The 21,706-nt window shown below is 61.3% G+C and carries 16 protein-coding genes; 8 read left to right on the plus strand and 8 right to left on the minus strand.

What is annotated here, in order from left to right:
* Positions 1 to 49: 49 nt before the first annotated feature.
* The 3 genes from BLW21_RS02640 to BLW21_RS02650 form a co-directional block, all read right to left on the minus strand.
* On the minus strand, positions 50 to 3,013 hold the full coding sequence (locus BLW21_RS02640) for a DNA gyrase/topoisomerase IV subunit A (RefSeq protein WP_245711787.1): 2,964 nt from the start codon (positions 3,011 to 3,013) through the stop codon (positions 50 to 52).
* A 362-nt stretch (positions 3,014 to 3,375) separates the two neighbouring features.
* Positions 3,376 to 5,430: a tetratricopeptide repeat-containing sensor histidine kinase gene (locus BLW21_RS02645; protein ID WP_175470837.1), complete on the minus strand. Its 2,055-nt coding sequence runs from the start codon at positions 5,428 to 5,430 to the stop codon at positions 3,376 to 3,378.
* Between the two features lie 207 nt (positions 5,431 to 5,637).
* Positions 5,638 to 7,563, minus strand: coding sequence for a DNA topoisomerase IV subunit B (locus tag BLW21_RS02650; RefSeq protein WP_092738313.1), 1,926 nt, complete (start codon positions 7,561 to 7,563; stop codon positions 5,638 to 5,640).
* A gap of 195 nt (positions 7,564 to 7,758) precedes the next feature.
* Here BLW21_RS02650 and BLW21_RS02655 point away from each other — a divergent pair, with 195 nt between their 5' ends.
* From BLW21_RS02655 to BLW21_RS02665, 3 genes are all read left to right on the plus strand, one after another.
* Positions 7,759 to 8,949 carry an AI-2E family transporter gene (locus BLW21_RS02655; RefSeq protein WP_092738314.1) on the plus strand — a complete coding sequence of 397 codons (1,191 nt, stop codon included), beginning with the start codon at positions 7,759 to 7,761 and terminating at the stop codon, positions 8,947 to 8,949.
* Between the two features lie 113 nt (positions 8,950 to 9,062).
* Positions 9,063 to 9,530: a ferritin-like domain-containing protein gene (locus tag BLW21_RS02660; protein WP_092737653.1), complete on the plus strand. Its 468-nt coding sequence runs from the start codon at positions 9,063 to 9,065 to the stop codon at positions 9,528 to 9,530.
* A 235-nt stretch (positions 9,531 to 9,765) separates the two neighbouring features.
* The gene (locus tag BLW21_RS02665; RefSeq protein WP_092737655.1) at positions 9,766 to 11,274 is read left to right on the plus strand and encodes an exonuclease domain-containing protein; all 1,509 of its coding nucleotides are present in this window, start codon (positions 9,766 to 9,768) and stop codon (positions 11,272 to 11,274) included.
* Here the strand turns inward: BLW21_RS02665 and BLW21_RS02670 are convergent.
* Complete coding sequence (locus BLW21_RS02670; protein WP_092737657.1) at positions 11,267 to 11,695, minus strand: hypothetical protein; 429 nt, start codon at positions 11,693 to 11,695, stop codon at positions 11,267 to 11,269. The genes BLW21_RS02665 and BLW21_RS02670 overlap by 8 nt on opposite strands.
* 163 nt (positions 11,696 to 11,858) lie before the next feature.
* Here BLW21_RS02670 and BLW21_RS02675 point away from each other — a divergent pair, with 163 nt between their 5' ends.
* Positions 11,859 to 12,287, plus strand: a complete 429-nt coding sequence (locus BLW21_RS02675) for a hypothetical protein (protein ID WP_092737659.1) — start codon at positions 11,859 to 11,861, stop codon at positions 12,285 to 12,287.
* 235 nt (positions 12,288 to 12,522) lie between these two features.
* On the opposite strand, the gene BLW21_RS02680 is transcribed toward BLW21_RS02675, so the two are convergent.
* Entirely contained in the window at positions 12,523 to 14,130 is a 1,608-nt protein-coding gene (locus BLW21_RS02680; protein ID WP_139255061.1) for a hypothetical protein, read from the minus strand.
* 150 nt (positions 14,131 to 14,280) lie between these two features.
* Here BLW21_RS02680 and BLW21_RS02685 point away from each other — a divergent pair, with 150 nt between their 5' ends.
* The gene (locus tag BLW21_RS02685) at positions 14,281 to 15,879 is read left to right on the plus strand and encodes a hypothetical protein (protein ID WP_092737663.1); all 1,599 of its coding nucleotides are present in this window, start codon (positions 14,281 to 14,283) and stop codon (positions 15,877 to 15,879) included.
* Between the two features lie 101 nt (positions 15,880 to 15,980).
* Here BLW21_RS02685 and BLW21_RS02690 read toward each other — a convergent pair whose 3' ends face one another.
* On the minus strand, positions 15,981 to 17,096 hold the full coding sequence (locus tag BLW21_RS02690) for a DNA topoisomerase IB (protein ID WP_092737665.1): 1,116 nt from the start codon (positions 17,094 to 17,096) through the stop codon (positions 15,981 to 15,983).
* A 306-nt stretch (positions 17,097 to 17,402) separates the two neighbouring features.
* On the opposite strand from BLW21_RS02690, the gene BLW21_RS02695 reads away from it, so the two are divergent.
* Together BLW21_RS02695 and BLW21_RS02700 are read left to right on the plus strand one after the other, a co-directional pair.
* Complete coding sequence (locus BLW21_RS02695) at positions 17,403 to 18,212, plus strand: M48 family metalloprotease (RefSeq protein WP_092737667.1); 810 nt, start codon at positions 17,403 to 17,405, stop codon at positions 18,210 to 18,212.
* Between the two features lie 148 nt (positions 18,213 to 18,360).
* Positions 18,361 to 19,494 carry an App1 family protein gene (locus tag BLW21_RS02700; protein ID WP_092737669.1) on the plus strand — a complete coding sequence of 378 codons (1,134 nt, stop codon included), beginning with the start codon at positions 18,361 to 18,363 and terminating at the stop codon, positions 19,492 to 19,494.
* A gap of 42 nt (positions 19,495 to 19,536) precedes the next feature.
* Here the strand turns inward: BLW21_RS02700 and BLW21_RS02705 are convergent, their stop codons facing one another.
* Together BLW21_RS02705 and mtgA are read right to left on the minus strand one after the other, a co-directional pair.
* On the minus strand, positions 19,537 to 20,010 hold the full coding sequence (locus BLW21_RS02705; RefSeq protein WP_245711788.1) for a YybH family protein: 474 nt from the start codon (positions 20,008 to 20,010) through the stop codon (positions 19,537 to 19,539).
* A gap of 92 nt (positions 20,011 to 20,102) precedes the next feature.
* Positions 20,103 to 20,849, minus strand: coding sequence for a monofunctional biosynthetic peptidoglycan transglycosylase (gene mtgA / locus BLW21_RS02710; protein WP_092737671.1), 747 nt, complete (start codon positions 20,847 to 20,849; stop codon positions 20,103 to 20,105).
* Between the two features lie 207 nt (positions 20,850 to 21,056).
* Between mtgA and BLW21_RS02715 the strand changes: the two genes are divergently transcribed.
* The gene (locus BLW21_RS02715; RefSeq protein ID WP_092737673.1) at positions 21,057 to 21,689 is read left to right on the plus strand and encodes an LON peptidase substrate-binding domain-containing protein; all 633 of its coding nucleotides are present in this window, start codon (positions 21,057 to 21,059) and stop codon (positions 21,687 to 21,689) included.
* Positions 21,690 to 21,706 lie beyond the last annotated feature (17 nt).

A 21,706-nucleotide genomic window follows, 5' to 3' on the forward strand; every position in this document is an offset into this window, starting at 1 on the left:
CCCTTTCTACGGTGCTACTCCCCCACTTTACTTTGGTGCTTGGGCTGGCCTAAAAGAATTTCAGCTGCGACTTAGGCGTTTTGAGCACGGCCTTGGCCTGAGCAACCTCATCGGCCGAGATGGCGAAGTCGTCGGTGCGGTCGGGCAACGGCTCGTGGGGCGCGATGGGGTCGGCGGGGCGCGGAATGGGGGCCGGACCGGCCTTTTTCTTGGCCGATTTGCGCTCGGGCTCGGGGCCTTCGTCGGTGAGCAGAGTGAGGGCGTGGAGCTTGTAGTAGTTGAGCTTGTTGCCGCGGGCCTTCCAGCCCTTCACGTCGATGAACTCCTGGAGCAGCATTTGCTCGGTTTCGCGCTCGGCTTTCTTATCGCGCTGCAGCTTCAGCTCTACGGCCGGCGCCGGATGGGCCGTGGCCACCAGTAGCTTCGAGCCCTTGGTTTCGCTGATGAAAGTGAAGCGGTTGGCCAGCGTGCTGGTTTCGATGCGGAAGCGTTTGACGTAGTGCGTTTTAGTCTCACCGTCCAGATACACGGCGCTCAGCACCACTTCGGGGTCGAATTTGCGCAGTAGCACCAGGTTGGGCACATCGAAATGGATGGCCGGGTCGGGCGCAGTCAGTTCGTAGGAGCCATCCCGATACACGGCCAGCACCGTATCATCGGTGTCGAAGGTGCCTAGGTAGCGGCCGTGGCCGTCGGCGTTGAGGCGGCCCACTACGCTGTCGAAGAACATTTCGCGCCCGCCCAGCGTGGAGTCACCGAGGGCTTTCTGGGTGATTTTCTTGATGGGCTGCTTGGTAACGATATTGCCCATGGAGCCCTTGCCCTTGATGGCCAGCTCAGCAAAATCGAAGTCGAACTGCTTCACCCGGGCCGCCGCCTTATCGGCCAACTGAATAGCCACGAGTTCCGACTCCGAGTTGGGGTTAGCCGTCAGGTAGAGTGTTTTGGTACCCTTGGTGCCTTTGGTCAGGTCGTAGGTTTTGTCGCGGGTGATGCCCGTAACAAGGAAGCGCTTGGCGAAGCTGATGCCCGAAGTGCCGTCCTGGTAAATCATGTTGTACACCAGCCGGTCGTCGTTCTTGTTGTACACCCCGGCGTGCAGAATGTCCTTGCCAACGAAAGTCTTCTCGGCAATACGCGTCACCATAAACGTACCATCGCGGCGGATGGCAATGATGTCATCGAGGTCGGAGCAGTCGGTGACGGCCACCGCTTTTTCGTCTTTCTTAAGGCCGTAGCCCACAAAACCGTCGGCATAGTTCACGTAGAGCTTCTGATTAGCCACGGCCACTTTCTGGGCTGTTACCACCGAGAAGGTGCGCAACTGGGTGCGCCGCTCACGACCGGCGCCGTACTTCTTCAGCAACCCTTCGAAGTAATTAACGGCATAGCGGGTGAGGTGGGCCAGGTGGTCGGCCACTTCGGCCATTTCCGTTTCGAGGCGGGCAATCAGCTCGTCGGCCTTAAAGCCGTCGAACTTGCTGATGCGCTTGATGCGGATTTCGGTCAGCCGCGTAAGGTCGTCCTCGCTGATGGCGCGGGCCAGCACGATGCGCGTATCATTGGCCTTTTCCTTCTCGCTGGCTACCCGCGTGAATTTCTTCAGGCCGGCTTCAATCGTGCGCAGGATTTCTTCCCAGGTTTCGCACTCCTCGATTTTGCGGTAGATGCGGTTTTCGATAAAAATCTTTTCCAGCGAAGCCGAGTGCCATTTTTCGCCCAGCTCCTCCTGCCTGATTTCCAGTTCCCGCTCCAATAGCCGCACCGTTTTCTGGGTGCTCAGCCGCAGCATATCCTCCACGGCCACAAAGCGCGGCTTGTCTTCAATAATAACGCAGGTATTGGGCGAGATGCTGATTTCGCAGTCGGTGAAGGCGTAAAGCGCGTCCATCGTCAGGTCGGGGCTCACGCCGGGGGGCAGGTGCACCTGCACTTCCACCACGGCCGCCGTGTTATCGACCACCTTCCTGATCTTGATTTTATTGGCTTCCGAGGCTTTCACGATGCTTTCCATGAGCGCCGTGGTAGTGGTGCCGTACGGAATGTCGCGAATGACGAGCATGGTCTTGTCGACCTTGTCGATGGTGGCCCGCAGACGGATTTTACCGCCCCGCTGGCCGTTCTGGTAGTTGCTCACGTCGGCCAGGCCGCCGGTCGAGAAGTCGGGAAACAGCTCAATCTCCTTGCCCCGGAGTACGGCGATGCTGGCCTGGCACAACTCGCGAAAGTTGTGGGGCATAATCTTGGTGCTCAGGCCCACGGCAATGCCTTCCACGCCCTGGGCCAGCAGCAGCGGGAACTTTACGGGCAGCGTGGTGGGTTCGCGCTTGCGGCCGTCGTAGCTCATTTGCCACTCCGTGATGTCGGGGTTGAAGACCACATCGAGGGCGAATTTGCTCAGGCGGGCCTCAATGTAGCGGGGCGCGGCGGCCCCGTCGCCGGTGCGGATGTCGCCCCAGTTGCCCTGGGTTTCAATCAGCAAATCCTTCTGGCCCAGGTTCACCATGGCGTCGCCGATGCTGGCGTCGCCGTGGGGGTGGTACTGCATGGTCTGCCCGATGACGTTGGCCACTTTGTTGAAGCGGCCGTCATCCATTTCCTTCATGGCGTGCATGATGCGGCGCTGCACGGGCTTAAGACCATCCTCAATGGCGGGCACGGCCCGCTCCAGAATCACGTAGGAGGCGTAATCGAGAAACCAGTTCTGGTACATGCCGCGCACCGTGGCCACATCGTGGATGGTTTCGCCGGGCGCGAACTTGGCCTCCTCTTCCTCGGCGTCCGCAGCAGTTTCGTCGTCCGGAATGGGTTCGGGCTCGATGGTGGCCTCCACATCGGCGCCAGATTCGGCCAGTATCTCCCCCTGAGGGGTATTTTCCGTGGTTTCAGCCGCTTCTGCCGGCGTGCCAGCCGATTGAGCGGAGGAAGCTACAGCATCGAAACTGAGCGTGTCGCCCGCCTCGAACAGGGCGGGCTTAGGCGTTTCGTCCAGGGGAGCGTCAGGGTTGACCATAAAGGCAGGGGGTTGGTCGGCAAAGGGAATTCGGGTGTCCATCAAAAGTACCGTTAGCTGCGCAGAACGCAATAATCACAAGGAGCAGCCGTCGCATAAAGTTCCTAATTTTATTAGCTAATAGCAAACCTGTTTCTACTACCAGGCCGAATACACCCTATCAAAATCAGCCTTTCAGTTCAAATCAGGCCCATACTTTGCAACTAACAAAATTAGCCAAAACAAACAACCGCTTCACACCCAAGTATAGGCTTCCGAAGCTCATAGCTTCGGCACTACCAACTTTTATGATTCATTTGCATTATTCGGTTTCAGCCTTTTCGGGCTGGGGGCGGGATGCCGGGTCTCGGTATCGTCCTTCTCTACCCGCTGCTCAGGGGTATCTGCACCCGTAGCCGGAAGCCCCCCGGGCCGGAGCCGGCCGTGGCCTCGCCCCCCACCGCGGCGGCCCGCTGGCTGATGTTGCGCAGGCCGTGGGCCGTGCGGCGGTGGTAGGGTAGCGCACTCTCCGGCACCGGCACTACTTCGGTTTGCCCATCGTCGGATATGCTGAGTACCAGCCGGCCGCTATCCAGAATCCGCAGCTCAATGGTAACGCGGGTGGCGGCGCGGGCATGCTTGAGCACGTTGTGCAGGGCCTCTTTATAGATGAGGTAGAGGTTGCGGCGCAACAGTACCGGCAGGCGCTGTTGGGGCAAACTGGCAGGCGCCTCAAACACTACTTCCAGCCCGGCGTTACCCAGCACATCGTGGGCGTAGTCGCGCATGCGCGCCAGCAGGTCGGGCAGGTGGTCGTTGTGGGCATCGAGGCTCCACACCACATCGTTGAGCTGGCGGATGGCCGAGCGGCTGGCTTCCGAAATCTGGCCGAGCTGCTCCCGCTGGCTGGTGGCATCAGCCAGCCCTTCCTGAAGCTGGCTGCTCTGGAGCGAAATCTGGCTTAGCAGCGTGCCCACATCGTGGTGCAGGTTGGCGGCCAGGCGAGTGCGCAAGGCCGTTTCGCGGGCCTGCTGGCGGCGGTAGCGCCACAGCAGGCCGCCGCCCACCAGCACCGCCAGCACCAGCAGCCCCGAGAGCAGTAGCATGTTGCGCTGGGTACGCAGACGCTCCAGCTCCCGCTGCTGGCTGAGCTGGCGGTAGCGGCCCCGCTGCTGCTGCAGCTCCTGGTTGAACTGAAGCGCATTGATACGGCGCGAGACATCGGCCCCGTTCAGGCTGTCGTTGTACACCGTAACCCGCTGCTGCGCCCGGTAGGCTTCTGCAAACTGGCCGCGCTGGGCAGTAGCCACGGCCAGCACCTGGCTGGCATCCCGGATTCCTGCCTGAAACCGCATCCGCTGGCTGCCCTCCCACCCCTGCCGGGCATACCAGATAGCGCTATCCGGCCAGCCGTTGCGCAACGACGCCTGCGCCAGCACCACCTGGGCCCGCGGAATCAGGGAAACCAGGCTGGCCAGCTGGGCCCGGTGCAGCACCCCATAGCCCAGCCGGAGCGCGCGGCCGTAGTGGCCCTGGTGCTGCTCTACTTCGGCCAGATTCAGCTCCGTGGCCAGAACATCGGGCAGGTCGTTGATCTGGTGGCTGACAATCAGGCTCTGCTGGTAGTAGCGACGGGCCGCCGCCCACTTTCCCTGATGGCGGCTTAGCTCACCCAGCTCATTGAAAATCAGGTTAATCCGGTCCGGGTAGTCATGGATGCGGCTAACGCGCAGTGCGGCCAGCAGCAAGGTCCGGGCATTGGTGTACTCTCCCAGGCGGGTGTAAATGCTGGCCGTCTGAATGGTGAGGGTGGTATGAAAGCGCCGCTCGTTGCCGGTCGAGCCCATGGCCCGGGCCCGGTAGCAGTAGCCCAGGGCCTCCACGTAGCGCCCCTGCCGGTCGGCTATAATGGCCTGCCGGTTGAGGATACGCATCTGCCCGCCAACATCCTGCACCTGCCGGAATTCGGCACGCGATTCCCGCAGGCGAGCCGTAGCGGCCGGATAATCGGTTAGCGCGATATGATAATCGGCCAGGTCCAGCAGCGCTTCGGCCAACAGATCCCGGTAGCGCACCTGCCGGGCCAGGGTCACGGCCTCCCGGATTACCGGCCCCGCGGCCCGTACATCGAAGGCCTCCATTTCATCGGCCAGGTTCAGCAGCAGTTTCACGCGCACTGTATCGGCCTGCGGGTGGGCCTGCACCAGGGCCTGCAGACTGTCGATGTGCCGGGCCTGCGCCTGCCGGAAACGGCGCCGGGCCTGCTGCAGGCCCTGGCTAAGCGCCTCGTTTGCCTGCGGCAGCCCTTGCTTTGGACGGGTCTGGGCGACCATTGCGCCCGGTCCATTAGCGGCCTGCGCTGCAGGAGCGAGCAGCCCAACCGCAATCCAGACAACCCGGAACCAATACCCCCCCGACCAGCCAGTGGGGCTGCGCATCAATGGCATAGCATGTACCTTCAGGAAGAGCGAGAAAACAAAAGTAGGTAGATAGACAGAAAGGAAGAGGATAATTATATATAAAAAAAATCAAATACCTATTACCAGCCAGCCAAGCTCAACACTAGATTCCGGCACCACCCTAAAACAAACGGCCCCGCTCGATTCGCATCGAGCGGGGCCGGACAGGCAGGCACCACAAAACAGTTACGCCAGATCCTCCTCCGGCACTTCGGCCAGCGGCAGCACGTCGGAAATCACGAGGTCTTTTTCGAGGCGCAGGTTGTCGATGATGAACTCCTGACGGGCGGGCGTATTCTTGCCCATGTAATAAGTCAGAATCTGCTGTACCGAGCGTTCGGCCTGCAGAATCACGGGCTCGAGCTTAATGTTTTCGCCGATGAACTTACCGAACTCGTCGGGGCTGATTTCACCCAGGCCCTTAAAGCGCGTGACTTCGGGGTTGCGGCCGAGCTGGCGCATGGCGGCCTGCTTCTCGCTCTCGTTGTAACAGTAGATGGTCGTTTTCTTGTTGCGCACCCGGAACAGCGGTGTTTCGAGAATGTAGACGTGGCCGTTGCGCACTAGGTCGGGGAAGAACTGCAAAAAGAACGTGAGCAGCAGCAGCCGGATATGCATGCCGTCCACGTCGGCGTCGGTGGCAATCACCACGCGGTTGTAGCGCAGGTTCTCAATGCCTTCCTCGATGTTGAGCGCGTGCTGGAGCAGGTTGAGCTCCTCGTTCTCGTACACGATTTTCTTCTTCAGCCCAAAACAGTTCAATGGCTTGCCGCGCAAACTGAAGACGGCCTCGGTCTGCACGTTGCGGCTCTTGGTAATGGAGCCCGAAGCCGAGTCGCCCTCGGTGATGAACAGGGTGGTTTCGGCCTCCTCTTCGTGCTTGCCTTCGCCAAAGTGAAAGCGGCAGTCGCGGAGTTTACGGTTGTGCAGGTTGGCCTTTTTAGCGCGCTGGTTGGCCAGTTTCTTTACCCCAGCCATGTCGGTGCGCTCCCGCTCGCTCTGCTCGATGCGCTTTTTGAGGGCTTCGGCGGTAGCGGAATTCGAGTGCAGGAAATTGTCGAGGTGCTCCTTGATGAAGTCAATCACAAAGTTGCGCACCGTGGGACCATCGGGGCCCATATTCAGCGAGCCGAGCTTGGTTTTGGTCTGGCTCTCGAACACCGGCTCCTGCACCCGCACCGAAACCGCCCCGATGATGGAGGCCCGGATGTCGGCGGCATCGTAGCGTTTTACCTTGTTGCTTTTGGCGAAAAAATCCTGCACCGTTTTCACGATGGCCTCGCGGAAAGCGGCCAGGTGGGTGCCGCCTTGGGTGGTATACTGCCCATTCACGAAGCTGTAGTATTCCTCGCCGTAGTCGTTGCCGTGGGTCAGGGCCAGTTCCATGTCCTCCCCTTTCAGGTGGATGATGGGGTAGCGCAGGCTCTCGGGGTCGGCCTTGCGCGAAAGCAGGTCGAGCAGGCCGTGCTCGGAATAGTACTTCTGGCCATTGAAGTGGATGGTGAGGCCGGCGTTGAGGTAAACGTAGTTCCAGATCTGGTTCTCGAGGTATTCGGGGTAGAACTTGTAGTTCTTAAAAACCGTGTCGTCGGGCTGGAACACCATGAGAGTGCCGTTGCGCTGGCTGGTTTTCTGGGGCTTGGGGTCGCTCGTGAGCATGCCCTGCGAGAACTCGGCCGACTTCATCAGCCCATCGCGCACGCTCTGCACCAGAAAGTAATTGCTGAGCGCATTAACCGCTTTGGTGCCGACCCCGTTTAAGCCCACAGACTTCTGGAAAACCTTGCTGTCGTACTTGCCGCCCGTGTTAATCTTGCTCACCACGTCCACGACTTTGCCCAGCGGAATGCCCCGACCGTAGTCGCGCACCTGCACCTTGTCCTCCGAAATCTTGATTTCGATGGTGCGGCCATGACCCATCACGTGTTCGTCAATGGAGTTATCGATAACTTCCTTTACCAGCACGTAAATGCCGTCGTCGTAGGCCGAACCGTCGCCGAGCTTGCCGATGTACATGCCGGGCCGGAGCCGGATATGCTCGCGCCAGTCGAGCGAGCGGATGCTGTCTTCGGTGTAGCCGTGGGTGGCAACGGATATCTGTTCTTCAGCCATCAGGAAAGTGCGCGAATCAAAGGGAAAGGCAAAATAACGCAGAAAACAACCCTTTTCCACTGAGTTATTTCGCTAGTAAAGTTAGCAAATTCCTTTTTTTCAACCTAACGCTGCCCCCGTTCATTCCGACAAATGCAGCTACGCGCTGCCTACATTTCTTTTCACGTTCCACTACTTCCCAACCATATTAGTAAAATGATTACTCCTGCCGCGCAACATCATCTCCCCCCTACCGGCCACAAGCCCACGCCCGAAGTCCGGCAGAACCCTTTTATCCAGTTCTCCTTTTTCATGCTGGGGTCTGTGCTGTTGATTTACACGCTGCACGAGCTCGACGACATTCTGTTGCCGCTGCTGTTTGCGGCGTTGTTTTCCCTGCTACTGCTGCCCATCTGCCGCTGGCTCGAAAACCATAAGGTGCCGCGGATACTGGCCATTATCATGTGCCTGCTGCTGCTACTGGCCGTGTTTGCCGGCGTTATCGTGGCCTTCGGCTCCCAACTCACCCAGTTTCAGAGCGAGCTACCCAAGCTGCAGGACAAGCTGCTGGAGTTTTTCCGCGACGGCCAGCAGTGGGCTCAGCGCAAGTTTGGCTACCAGCCTATGAGCGTTAATGATCTGAAAGACGCCACGCTCAAGGCCGTTAAGAAGTCGGGCGGTACTTACCTGGGCACCACTCTGCTCACCACTACCACCGTGCTCAGCAACCTGGCCCAGGTGCTGATTTACATTTTCTGTCTGCTGCTCTACCGCGACCACCTGCGCCAGTTCATGTTCCGCTTCGTGGCGCCCGACAAGCGCACGGCCGTCCTCCATACCGTCGACAGCATCCAGACCGTGGTGCAGGCCTACATTTCGGGCCTACTGAAGGTGATTGTCATTGTGTCCATTCTCAATGGCATCGGGCTGCTGGTGCTGGGGGTGAAATTTGCCATCTTCTTCGCCATTTTCGCCTCGGTACTGGCTATCATTCCCTACATCGGCATCCTGATTGGGGCCACCATTCCGGCCATTGTTACGCTGGTAGAAACCGGCTCGCCCGTGCAGGCGGCGCTGGTAGTGGGCGTGTTTGTGGTGGTGCAGTTCTTGGAGGGCAACTTCATTACGCCCATGATTACCGGCTCGCAGGTGAGCATCAACCCGCTGGCGGCCATTCTGGCCCTGATTCTGGGCAACGAGCTGTGGGGCACGCCGGGCATGATTCTGAGCATTCCGCTGATGGCCGTGATTAAAGTGGTGCTCGACGCCAACAAAACCACCGAGCCCTGGGGCTTCCTACTCGGCGACACAGCCGATGGTGACGATTCCACCAAGCCCGAGTCAAGCCAGCCGGGGGGGCTGCACCGGCTCTGGAACCGGCTGCTGGGCCGGCCCGATGGGCAGTAAGCCACCCGGCCTGACCCTAATTTTGTACGCAACCCGGCCCCGGTTTGCAGCAGTATAAGGAGCAGTTGACGCCGCTTGGTGCGGCGTATATTTTTACCTTACCTCTCCTACCCATGGCTACTATCACCGGCGAAACTGCCCGCGCGTACAACGACCTTGTAGAACTCAACAAAACGGCCGCCAAAGGCTACCAGGAAGCTGCCGAAGGCGTCAGCAGCCCCGATCTGAAATCCAAGCTGAGCCAGTTCAGCCAGCAACGGGCCAAATTCGCTTCCGAGTTGACCCAGCACGCCCAGCAGTTTGGCATCAACCCCGAGCAGGAAGGCACCGTGGAAGGCGCGCTGACTGATGCCGCCGCCGCCGTGCACCGCGGCTGGATCAATATCAAATCGGCTATTACGGGCCAGGACGACTCGGCCATTCTGGGCGAGTGCGAAACCGGCGACGCCACGGCCCTGCAAGGCTACGAAACGGCGCTCAAGTCGAACGAACTGCCAGCCGAAGCCCGCAACGTTATCGCGCAGCAACACAGCGACATTCTGTCGACCAAAAACTGGATTACCGAGCAGAAAGGCCGCTAGGCTTGTTTAGCTATTAGCTGATGGCTGTTAGCCATTAGCTTGTTTGAAAGAAGCCCGCCACCCGGTGGGCTTCTTTTTTGGTTTTATGGCTATCCTGTTGGGTTCGATAACTTGTGCAACCATCCGGGCGGGTATCTTTGTTACCAATCTGCTTAGCCAATTCAGCCCTGCCGGGTATATTCAGAACAAGTGCTATCAGCTACCCGCTGCTAGCTAACAGCTCTAAGAACCGCCGTTGTACGCCATTATCGACCTTGAAACCACCGGGGGCCAGCCAGCCCAGGACCGCATCACCGAAATTGCCATCTACATTCATGATGGCGAGAAAGTGGTAGACGAGTTCAGCTCGCTCATCAATCCCGGCCGGCCCATTCCGTTCTTCATCACCCAGCTCACCGGCATCACCGACGACATGGTGCGCGAGGCCCCGCGCTTCCACGAGGTGGCCCGTAAGGTGGTGGAGATGACCGAAGGCTGCGTGTTTGTGGCCCACAACGTGCGCTTCGACTACTCGTTTCTGAAGAAGGAGTTTGGCGATTTAGGCTACACGTATTCGCGCAAAACGCTGTGCACTGTGCGCCTCAGCCGCTCGCTTATGCCGGGCCAGCCCAGCTACAGCCTGGGCAAGCTCTGCCAGAACATCGGCATTCCGCTTAATGGCCGCCACCGCGCCGCCGGCGACGCGGCGGCCACGGCCATTCTGTTCGGGCGGTTGCTCGATATCAGCCAGGAGCAGGAAGCGCCCGCGGCTGCCCAGGGCCTGAGCCCGGCCGATACGCTGGCCGTGGTTGATGCCAACGCGCCATCGGGCCGCCGGCCCACGGCCACCACAACTACGGTTGCGGCCCCCAAGGCGCCGTCGCCCCGCAAGATGAAGGCGGTGCAGGAGGCTATCAAAACTGCTCTGCTGCCGCCCAACATCACGCCCCAGCATGTGGCCGCGCTGCCCCAGGAGGCGGGCGTGTACTACTTCCACAACGAGGCCGGGGAGGTGATTTACGTGGGCAAGAGCATCAATATCTACAAGCGCATCCAGCAGCATTTCGCCGTCGATTACAAATCGCGCAAGAGCATCGAGTTCAAGAACTCGATTTCTGAAATTACCTGGGAACTGACGGGCTCGGAGTTGGTGGCGCTGCTCTACGAGTCGCACGAAATCAAGCGACTCAAGCCGCTCTACAACCGGCAGCAGCGGCGGTCGGTGTTTCCGGCGGGCATTTTCCTGCGCACCGACGAGCAGGGCTACAAGCGCCTGTACTACGGCCGCGCCGACGACCACGCCGAGTCCCACCCGCTCATTGCGCTAGGCAACCAGTTCAAGGCCAAGGGCTTCCTGTTTCATAAGGTGGCCAAGTTCAACCTGTGCCAAAAGCTCTGCGACCTATATAAAACACCGGGCGCCTGCTTCGACTATCAGGTGCACCGCTGCCAAGGCGCCTGCCTGGGCCTGGAACCGGCCGAGGAATACAACAAGCGCGTAGAGGCGGCCATCGAGTCGTTTACCTACGAGCACGGCTCGTTTGTGGTACTGGGAGTTGGCCGCAGGCCCGACGAAAAAACCCTTGTGGTAGTAGAAAACGGCCGCTATCTGGGCTTCGGCTACATCGATGAAACCTTCTCGGCTCGTCGCTTCGAAGACTTCCGGGACGCCATTACGCGCTACAACGACAACAAGGACGTGCAGCAGATTATCCGCCAGTACCTGCGTACCAAACACAAGGATAAGGTGAAGGTGTTCAGCTAGCGCCCTGCTGCTGCTGGCGCAGCCAGTTCACGGCCTGGGTTTCGTCGTTGAAACGGCGCATGTGGTAGCCCTGCGTGGGGCCCTGCTGCTCGGCCTGCTGAAAAACCACCTGCGTATCGGTGAGGGCCTGATAACTGGGAGAAAGCAGCTGGCTCATGGAAACAACCTGGCCCAGGGCGGCGCCCAGTTGCGGAAAGAACTCCTCCAGACCCCAGCGGGTGGTAGCGGGCTCGGCGGCCTGGCGGCGGCGGCCGTCGAGCAGCCAGTAGGGAGAGTGGCAGTCGCGGGCTGCCGCCAGAATAAGCGTGTAGCCCTGGCGGGTTTCAGCGTCAGAAACCGGGCGCATCCAGCGGGCCACCAGGAAGTTCAGATCGGACCGGTACTGCAGGGTGAGGTAATCGGGGGCGGCGAAAACGCGCATTGCTAGTTGGAGTAGCAACAAATATACGATGCGTCCGGCAGCCGCTCATCCAATGCGTCAGCATATTTGTTCCCGGCCAGCCGGCGGCCTCCCGCCCAAACGCCCGTTCGTCAAACAGGCCGTATCTTTGGCTTTATGAGTTGCCCAGTTGTTTAATTCCTGCATGCCTGCCGATACCCCCACGCTTTCCATTACCTTCCGTTCCGACCTTAACCTGCTCATTGCTCGCTGGCTGCGCGATGTATCAAAAAGCGAGTTGCAGCAGGGCTATACCGAAGTACTACAGGCTGCCATCCGGCACCAGGCCGGCAACTGGCTCATCGATTCGCGCCGTCGTTCCCAGTCCAACGCCGAAATGGTCGACTGGCTTGCCCAGGAATACCTGCCCGAGCTCAGCCCGGCCCTCAACAACCGCCCCGTACACCTGGCCTGCCTGGTAGCAGCCACCTGGCAGCCCGGCACGACCCCGGCTACGCCTTTGGCCGTGCTGGCTCAATCCTCAACTCTGGCGGCCAAAAACGAATATCAGGTGCAGCTTTTCAGCGACGAAGGTGCCGCTACCAGCTGGCTGCAGCAAACCGCAAACAGATAAATGCGCGACTCGCTGAACGGGTAAACTGTTACGGTAAGTTTGGGGAGTGTCTGTTTCTGCTCCCGTAGCCTTTTATAAACAAAGCCCCCGACGCCTGTGCTGGCGTCGGGGGCTTTGTGGTTAGCAGCACTTCAGCTAAGTGACAGGCTGCTTGCCCGGTACTGTTCTGATGCGCTGCCCTTTCGCAACAACAGGCTGGTTTCGCGCTATTTACTGGGCCAGGTACGCACCGCCGCTAGTACAGCCGGTGGCGCAGGAGCCAGCCGGCGGCGTCGAACTCCTGGGCCTGGGGTTGGTAGGCTTTGGTTTCGAACTTGCCCACCCGCAGCGTGTTGCCGTCGCCGCTTTCGTAGATGGTAAGGCGGCTGCCGGGGCGCTTAGTGGGCGGTGGGGTGGCTTCCATCAGGTCTTGGCCTGAGCCGTCGTAGATGCTCAGCCGGATGCGGCCGGTAGGCTCGCCACGCAGCTCGAAAGCATCGTCGCCGCCCAGCCCAAACAGCTTGATGGAGCGGGTTTCGGCGGCCGAAAAAGTGCGCTGGTGCAGCAGCGTATCGCCCTGGGGGGTGCGGCGCAGCAGTTGCACCCGCACGGCGTCGGGCCCGGCGGGCTCCACTATAAACCGCTCAGCCTCATCGGTGCCGGGCAGCTCCACGTCGCGGGCCAGCAGCTCGTAAAACTTTTCGGCTACGGCGGGCAGCTGGTCGCGGCGGGCGCGGAGCTTGCGCGTGAACTCGGCCTGGCTCAACTCCCGCACTTCGGGCGGCCAGACGGCCAGGGCGCGGGCAATCACCTCGTCCGACAGCGCCCCGCGCAGGGAGTCGGCTACCTGCCGGAACTCGTCGCGGGTTAGGTAGGGCAGCAGCGACTTGTCCATGGGCTGGGCGGCGCGGTTGAGGCCCTCCACGTCGGCCAGCCGGATTTTCTCGTGAAAGCTCTGGTAGTTGGTTTTCACCCAGCCAATCATGTGGGTCAGCAGGCCGTCATCAAACTTGAAAAAAGCGTGGTCCCGGTCGCGCGGAATGGCTTGGTAGGTGGTACCGCCGGCCGCGGCCGGGAAGCTGGCCCAGCGCCACTGGTCCTCGCGGCGGCTCCAGTCGCCCAGAAACATATCGAACAGGCGGTTGCGCAGGTACTGGCGGGCATCTACCTGAAACCGGGAGCTGGCCAGTAGGTTGGTGAACACCTTGCGCGAGCTTTCCACCCGCGCCGAATTGCCGAAGCTGGTCACCGGCGTCTGGTCGCCATCGGGGCGCTCTTCGAACAGGTAAAGCGCGTAACCGAAACCTTCCCGGAACTCGCCCAGCGCCGGGTCGTCGGCCACGTACACGAGGCGCGGATTGGTGTGGTAAAGGCCGGCAGCACGGGCCAGCGGCGCGGCAACGTAGGCGCCGTATGGATGAATGACGCTGGTTTGGTCCTTCATGATGCGGCCCACGGGGCCTTCGCGCAGGCCCTCGGGCAGGGCGCGGGTGGCATCCTTATCAACGGAGCGCAGCACGTATTCGCGGCCACTCTGATCGACGAGGCGCAGGTTTTTGGTCTGAAACGAGCCGCCCTCCTTGATGGGCGTCAGGCCACCCGGCACGGCCGTACGCAGGTTGAACACCGGCACCCGCACCGGCAGCTTCCACAGGTCGCGGTAGTGGGTACCCCAGAAAAAGCGGTGAATGCTACCCCGGTCGTACTGGGAGCCAGCGGCCACCAGCACCGTCGAGTCGGGGCCGACAATGGGGTGAGCCGCCGGAGCAGCGCCCGGATGCTGGGCCGGGGCCGAGCAGGAAAGCAGCAGCAGGCCGCTGCTAAGGCCGGCCATCAGCCAGGCCGAAGAGAAGGAAAAAGACACAATACAGAAACAGGAGAGCCAACGGAGCGGCCGCCGCCAAGCGAACCGACTGCCCTTATAGCGCAAAGCCGGGCCCAACGGTTGTTGAGAAACCAACAACCACCGACTAATTACGTAGCACAAGCCACTGCCGCGAACTTTCCGTCCTGCATGAACTACCGTTACGCCTTACCCTTTCTGCTGCTGAGCGCATCCGCCTGCAACCGCAAACCCTTCTTTCAGCCCGATGGCCGCCTGGCCCACACCAGCGCGCTGCCCCCTACCGCCGACAGTGCGCTGGTAACAGCCGGCCGCCACTACCAGCGCGGGCCGCTGGGCCGTTTTGTGCTGGGCCCGCATTACCGCCGGGCCTGGGCCGAGCCGGTAACGCTGCCCGTGCTGCGGCTCGAACAGCTGGCGCCGGGCGGGCTGAAGTTCGTGAAGATGGGCGGCGGTTTCCAAACCACAAGCCTGACGATGTCCGACTCGGCGGGCCGCAGCTACGCCGTCCGTACCATCGACAAAAACCCCGAAAAAACGCTGCCTAAAGTACTGAGAGAAACATTTATATACGGCGCCGTACGCGACGCCACTTCGGCAGCCATGCCCTACGGGGCCTTTGTGGTGCCGCCGCTGGCCGAGGCCGCCGGTGTACCGCATACCTCCCCTCGCCCCTACTATGTGCGCCCCGACGAAACCGGGCTCGGGCCCGCGTCCGAGCGGTTTCAGGGCCGGGTGGTGATGGTGGAGCGCAAGTACGAGGGCCGGCAGAACATTGACGGGCCGGTGGCCGGCGCCCGCGACCTCAATGAATCGGAAGAAGTACTACCCGACCGCTATAAAAACCAGCGCGACCAGCTCGACGGAACAGCTTTTGTGCGAGCCCGCCTGCTGGATATGTGGCTCGGCGACTGGGACCGGCACGAAGGCCAGTGGAGCTGGGCCGGCTACGCGCAGCCCGACCGGCAGCAGCTCTGGAAGCCGGTGCCCCAGGACCGCGACCAAGTATTTTTCCGGTTTGATGATGGCTGGGCCTCCTGGGTAATCAGCAAGGTGGTGGCCAAGTTTCGCACGTTCGGCCCCGACTACGAAAGCGTTGCCGGCTACACCCGTAACGCCTCGTTTATCGACAGCCGGGTGCTGCCGGCCGTACCGCGCGCCACCTACCTGGCTACGGCCCGCGAGCTGCAGCAGCGCCTTACCAACGAAGTGATTGAGCAGGCCGTGCGCCAGGGTTTGCCGCCCGCCGTGTACGCCTACGAGGGCCCGCGCATGATTGCGGCCCTGCAGGCCCGCCGCACCAGGCTGCCCCAGTTGGCCGACAAATTCTATCGTCTGCAGGCGAAGGAGGTACTGGTGGCCGGCACCAACGAGCAGGAACGGTTTGTGGTGGAGCGCCTGAGCGACACGGCTACCGTGGTGTCGGTGTATTCGCTGGAGAAGGTACCCGCCGGGCAGGCCCAGGGCCGGCTGCTGTACCACCGCAGCTTCGACCCGCGCGAAACCGAAACTGTGCGCCTGTACGGTCTGGAGGGCAAAGACGAGTTTCTGGTGTCCGGAAAAGTGCGCCGCTCGCCCTTCATCGACATCTACGGCGGCCCCCACGAAGACCTGGTGCGCGACTCTTCCCGCGTGGCCGGCCTACGCAAACGCACCCGCTTCTTTGATACGGCCCGCAACAACGACTTCCGGCCCGGCCCCGAAACCAAGGACAAAACTGCCCACAACGTGCTGTCTCACGCCTTCGACCGGGATGGATCGGGGAGGTGAGTTTCCATTAAGAATTGAGCGTAAGAAATCAAAAACGGCCGTTGAACTTCCCTTTGCAGGAGTCGTTCAACGGCCATTTTTGCTTTCTTACGATCAATTTTTTAACCCTCAATTTCCCCCAGCATTTCCAGCACCATGTGCTCGGTAGGCGTGAGCAGGTCTTTCTGGCTCGGATCGGGGTCGTGGCGCCGTAAGTAATCGAGGAGTTGATTGGAATTGAATAGCTCGATTACTTGGGGGTGGATGTAATACTTGGAGCACACGGTGGGCGTATTGCCCAGGTTTTCGGCCACGTCTTTGATGGCCCGCTTCAGCGTTTTGGGCCGCGGAAACTCGGGCTCTTCGTCCAGAATCCGCTCCAGCGCCTCCACCATTTTCACGGTGCCGCCCCAGGTGCGGAAGTCCTTGGCCGAGAGGCTCAGGCCGGTGGCCTCGTGCAGGTAGGCATTCACGTCGCCCGATTCGAGCTCCTGGCGGTGGCCGTCGGGGGCGTAGTACTGAAACAGGTGCTGGCCCGGAATTTCCTTGCACTTCTGTACCATGCGGGCCAGCTTGCGGTCATGGATGGTCAGGTCGTGGGGCACGCCCTTCTTGCCTACGAAGCTAAAACGCACGTCGGCCCCACTAACGTCCACATGCTTGTCGCGTAGCGTGGTCAGGCCGTAGGTTTTGTTCTTCTTGGCGTATTCCTTGTTGCCCACCCGGATAAATGACTGGTCCATGAGCGTGAGCACCAGGGCCACCACTTTGGTTTTATCGAGCTGGGGCCGGGCCAGGTCCTTGTGCATGCGGGCCCGCAGGTCGGCCAGGTTTTCACCAAACGCTTGCAGGCGGCTGAACTTCGTCAGGGCCCGGGCTTGGTCCCAGGCGGCATGGTAGAGGTACTGCTTGCGGCCCTTGGCGTCGCGGCCGGTTACCTGCAGGTGGGTGTTGGGCGAGGGCGAAATCCAGACATCGGTCCAGGCCGGCGGAATCACAAAACCGCCAATGCGGGCCAGCGTTTTTTCGTCCGTAAGCAGCTCGCCCTTGGCCGTGCGGTAGCGGATCTTGCCGGCCCGGGTGGTTTCGCGGGTCAGGCCGGGCTTGGCGTCGGTGAGGTAGCGCAGGCCGGCCAGCTCGGCCTGGCGGGCAGGGTCTTTGTAGAGCTCGTGGGCGGCGGGCAGCGGAGCGAGGCGTTTTTTCTTGGTTTTGGGGCGGGGGGTAGCGGCAGTAGCCATAGAAGAACGGGGCAGGGATAAGCCACGCGCCGGAGCTGGTGCGCGGCTTATCCTCTACGCAGAAACCGCGAGGAAGATAACCCCGCTTTTACCCCTTTCCCTAGTGCCCCCGCAACCTAAACCCCGAGCCGGGCAGCTATTTTTCTGGCTGATCCTGTGCCAGCTACCCGGCAATTGCGGGCCTGATGAAGGGCGCAGACAACACCCCAGCCCGGGTTTTCGTTAGGATGCCGCCGGCGCTGGCACTGTTTTCTTTAGGCGGCCGGGCAAATTCCTTTTGTTTAACCGATCAACTCTTCGCTTCCTATGCGACATATTCTGCAAAAAACCGCATTACTGGCGGGCCTCGCCCTCACCCTGGGTGGCGTGGCTTCCTGCTCCAAAGACGGCAGCGGCATCCTGCTGTTCTCGGTTGAGGACGACAAGGCCCTGGGCGAAAAAGTAGCTGCCCAGACCGACTCCACCTTCCGCGCTAAAGGCCAGCTGCTGGAGGCCGGCAGCAACCCTCAGGCCTACGCGGCCCTCAATAAAATTGTACTGCGGGTGCTCAATTCGGGTAAAATCCAGTACCGCAATGAGTTTCCCTGGGATGTAAAAATCATCAAAGATGACCAGACGCAGAACGCATTTGCCACCCCCGGTGGCCACATTTACGTGTATTCGGGCCTGATTAAGTACCTCGACGATGAAACGCAGCTGGCGGGCGTGCTGGGCCACGAAATTGCCCACGCCGACCGCCGCCATACCTCCCGCCAGCTCCAGCAGCAGTACGGCATCAGTGTGCTGCTGAGTCTGGTGCTGGGCGACAACCAGAGCACGCTGGTAGATGTGGTCGGCAGCCTGGGCCAGCTTAAGTTCAGCCGCGACTACGAAACGGAGGCCGATGCCTACTCGGTGGAGTACCTCAACGGCACCAACTACTACGCCTGCGACGGGGCCGCCGGCTTCTTCATCAAAACCCAGAACGACGGCCAGGCCAGTCCCCCCGAGTTTCTGAGCACCCACCCCAACCCCGGCAACCGCGTACAAAGCATTCAGGCCAAAGCCGATGAGCTTAACTGCCGCAACCGTACCGCCGGCTCCAACGATTTCAACCAGTTGAAAGGCGCGCTGTAACGCTTCTTTCCTGTCTTTCTGATAGCTCCCGGTAGTTTACCGGGAGCTTTTTTGTGGCTGCTCCTGAGCCGCTGGTTGCCACCCGGCCCCCACTCGCGGCGGGTGGCAGCGGGGCCCGCTCTGCGGTAATCCGCTTTCTTTACGCTCCATGGACTCTTTTCTCAACAAACTTAGCGGCTGGGCCGAAAGCACCGACGAATCTCTGACTCGCCTGCGCGCCCGCCTCGGGCTGCTGCACCCGCTGCAGCTGGTACCCTACCGCAGCTACGGCACCCCCGAGCGCCTCTACGTAAAAGGCCGCCTGCTCACCGATAAGGGCATTGGCGAGCCGGGCGACGACGACTCGCGCTGGCGCAACCTACTGAACATGTACCGTCGTTTCGACAGCAACGAAATTGCCGGCGCCCAGCTCACCGTTCACCCCGCCGACGGTTCTGCCCACCCCATCCTCACCGATGAGGAAGGCTACTTCACGCTCAACTTGGCCCCGCAGATGCTGCTCGCGCCGGTCGATTTTCTGTGGCATCCGGTAGATGTAGCCCTGCAGCAGGCTCCGGCTCCTTTCCTTACCCCACCCAACCTGCGGTCCAGCGCCATGGTGCTCATCCCGCCGCCCGACGCCGAGTACGGCATCATCTCCGACCTCGACGACACCGTAATTCAAACCTCGGCCACCGATTTGCTGCGCATGGCCCGCACGGTGCTGTTGCGCAACGCCCACTCGCGGCTGCCCTTTGCGGGCGTAGCCGAGTTCTACCGGCAGCTGCAGCTGGGCCGCAACGGCCGGCGCAACAACCCGTTCTTCTACGTCAGCAGCTCGCCCTGGAACCTCTACGACCTACTCGACGACTTTCTGGCGCTGAATGGCATTCCGCCCGGGCCACTACTGCTGCGCGACGCGTCCCTGAAGCGCCAGACGGCCGCGGCCAGCAGCCACCACGCCCATAAGCTGCAGGAAATCGAAAACCTGCTGCTCACCTACCCCCTGCTGCCCTTCGTGCTCATCGGCGACTCGGGCCAGGAAGATGCCAATATTTACCGCGAAGTGGTGCGCCGCTACCCCGGCCGCATCCTGGCCATCTACATCCGCGACGTTAACCGCGCCGACCGCGCCGCCCTCGTCGAGCAGGTGCGCGAAGATTTGCGGGGCGATAAAGTGGAGATGCTGCTGGTGCAGGATACCGTGCAGGCCGCTGAGCACGCCGCCAGCACCGGCCTCATTTTCCAGGAAGCCATTCCGGCCGTGGCCGCAGATAAGATGAAGGACGAGGGCGAGGACTGACAGCGGGCGCGGCGTTGTTGCAGCCCCCTGTTTCCTGACTCGCTAGCTCGAATGGTCGGCCACCACTACCCACTTACCCGCAATCCGGCGCATCACCAGCAGAAAGTGTCCCTGTAGGTCGCCGGCGGCAGGGCGGGCCAGGTGCCAGCGGCCGATAACCTGGGCCGCATCGGGGCTGAGCGGGCAGATTTGCAGGCGGCTGAAATCGAGCTGGCCCATGGCGGCCGGGTTAGGGTAGCTGCGGCGGTAGTTGTCGAGGGTGGGCTGCCAGCCGTAGGTGAGGCCGCTTTTGCCAATGAAAACCAGCGAATCGTTCTGCCAGTAGCCCTGCATGAAACCGGCCACGTCGCCCCGGTTCCAGGCGGCCGTCTGGGTGCTCAGCACCGCCAGAATGTCCTGGCGGGCGGCCGTTTCGGCGGCGGGCGGAAGCGCGGCCGACAGGCGCGGGGAGCAGGCGGGCAGCGCGGCCGACATGCAGGCCAGCAGCAACGGGAGAAGCAGAGGTGTCAGTTTCATATGAAGGTGCTGAAGATTAGTGTAGGCATAAAGAAGCACTGTCATGCTGAGAAGCGCAGTCGTGGTCGAAGCATGACATCATTTTTCACCCCTTATTTACTCTCCACCAACTCCTGCACGTAGCTGGTGCCGCGCAGGGCGCGCATGCGGCGTAGCACCCGGCGCTGCTTGGCGCGGGCCACGGGGCCTGGGTTGCTGGCCCGAAACCGGAGCGGGTTGGGCAGCACGCCCGCCAGCAGGGCGGCCTCGGCGGCGCTCAGCTTGGCGGCTGGCTTGCCAAAGTAGGCCTGCGAGGCCGCTTCCGCCCCGAAGATGCAGTCGCCCATCTCGGCTACGTTCAGGTACATTTCCATGATGCGGCGCTTGTCCCAGAGTAGTTCGATGAGCAGGGTGAAGTAGGCTTCGGCGGCCTTGCGCACGTAGCTGCGGCCCTGCCACAGAAACACGTTTTTGGCCACCTGCTGCGTAATGGTACTGCCCCCGCGCAACTGCTTGCTCCCGCTCAAGTTCGATTTAGCAGCCTTTAGCAGTGCGTCGCCATCGAAGCCGTGGTGCAACAAAAACCGCTGGTCTTCGGCCGCCACCAGGGCCAGCGGCAACTCGGGCGATACGTCGGCCAAGCCTTTAAAGTCGTACTGAATACGGCGGTTTTCTTCGCGGATGCCGTGGTAGCCCTTCCCAACCGGGGCATGGGCCCGGCGGTCGAGCATCAGCCAGGTGGCAGGCGGGCTCACCCAGCGGTAGAGCAGCACCCAGGCCACCGACGTCAGGAAGGCCACGGCCAGCACCTGCAGGGCTATCCGGCCCGCCCGGCGGGCAATCTGTTTAAAATCTTTCACGCACTCAACCGCTTGAAAAAGGCTTGTACTCCGAAACCGAAGGGTGGGCAAAAATAGCGGCTGTTTACGCTAACCTCAGCCCCCACTCGCTGCAACCTACCAAAAAAGCATCGGCCAGGCCGGGAAGATTTGGGCCCCGGCGTTGTTATTATGCCACGAGGCCCGTAGCTTCCTGCTTCGGCATTGCCTCTTCTCCTTGCTTACTTTATGCGCCAACTCGCTCTGTTTCCGCTCAATCTGGTCGTCTTTCCCGGCGAAAAGCTCAACCTGCACATCTTTGAGCCCCGCTACCGGCAACTGGTGCGCGACTGCCTGCTGGAGGGCATCACGTTTGGCATTACGCCCTACCTGAACGGCGGCGTGAGCCGGCGCGGTACCGAGGTACGCCTCATCGACGTGGAGAAGAACTATCCTTCCGGCGAACTCGACATCCGTACCGAGGCCATTGGCGTGTTCGAGATGGAGGAGTTCCAGCGCGAGCTACCTGGCAAGCTCTACGCCGGGGCCACCGTGCGCGACCTACCCGACGACCTGGCCGCCGACCCGGTGCTGTACGAGCGCACCCGCGAGCTGATTGAACAGCTCTACAGCATTCTGGGCCTGCGCCGCCTGTTTCTTGACCTGCCCACCGGCTTCCGCATCTATGATGTGGCCCACCAGCTGGGCATGAGCTCCGAGCAGGAGTATGAGCTGCTGGAAGCTGACACCGAAACTGAGCGCCAGACGCTGGCCCTGCATCACCTCGACCGCATCCTGCCCGTGCTGCAGGAAACGGAGCGCCTCAAGGAGCGCGTGCGCCTCAACGGCCACTTCAAAAACCTAACCCCGCCTACGTTTTAGTGCTCGGTGCGTAGTAC

Origin of the sequence: Hymenobacter psychrophilus, assembly GCF_900107135.1 — a bacterium.
Classification (GTDB): Bacteria; Bacteroidota; Bacteroidia; order Cytophagales; family Hymenobacteraceae; genus Hymenobacter; species Hymenobacter psychrophilus.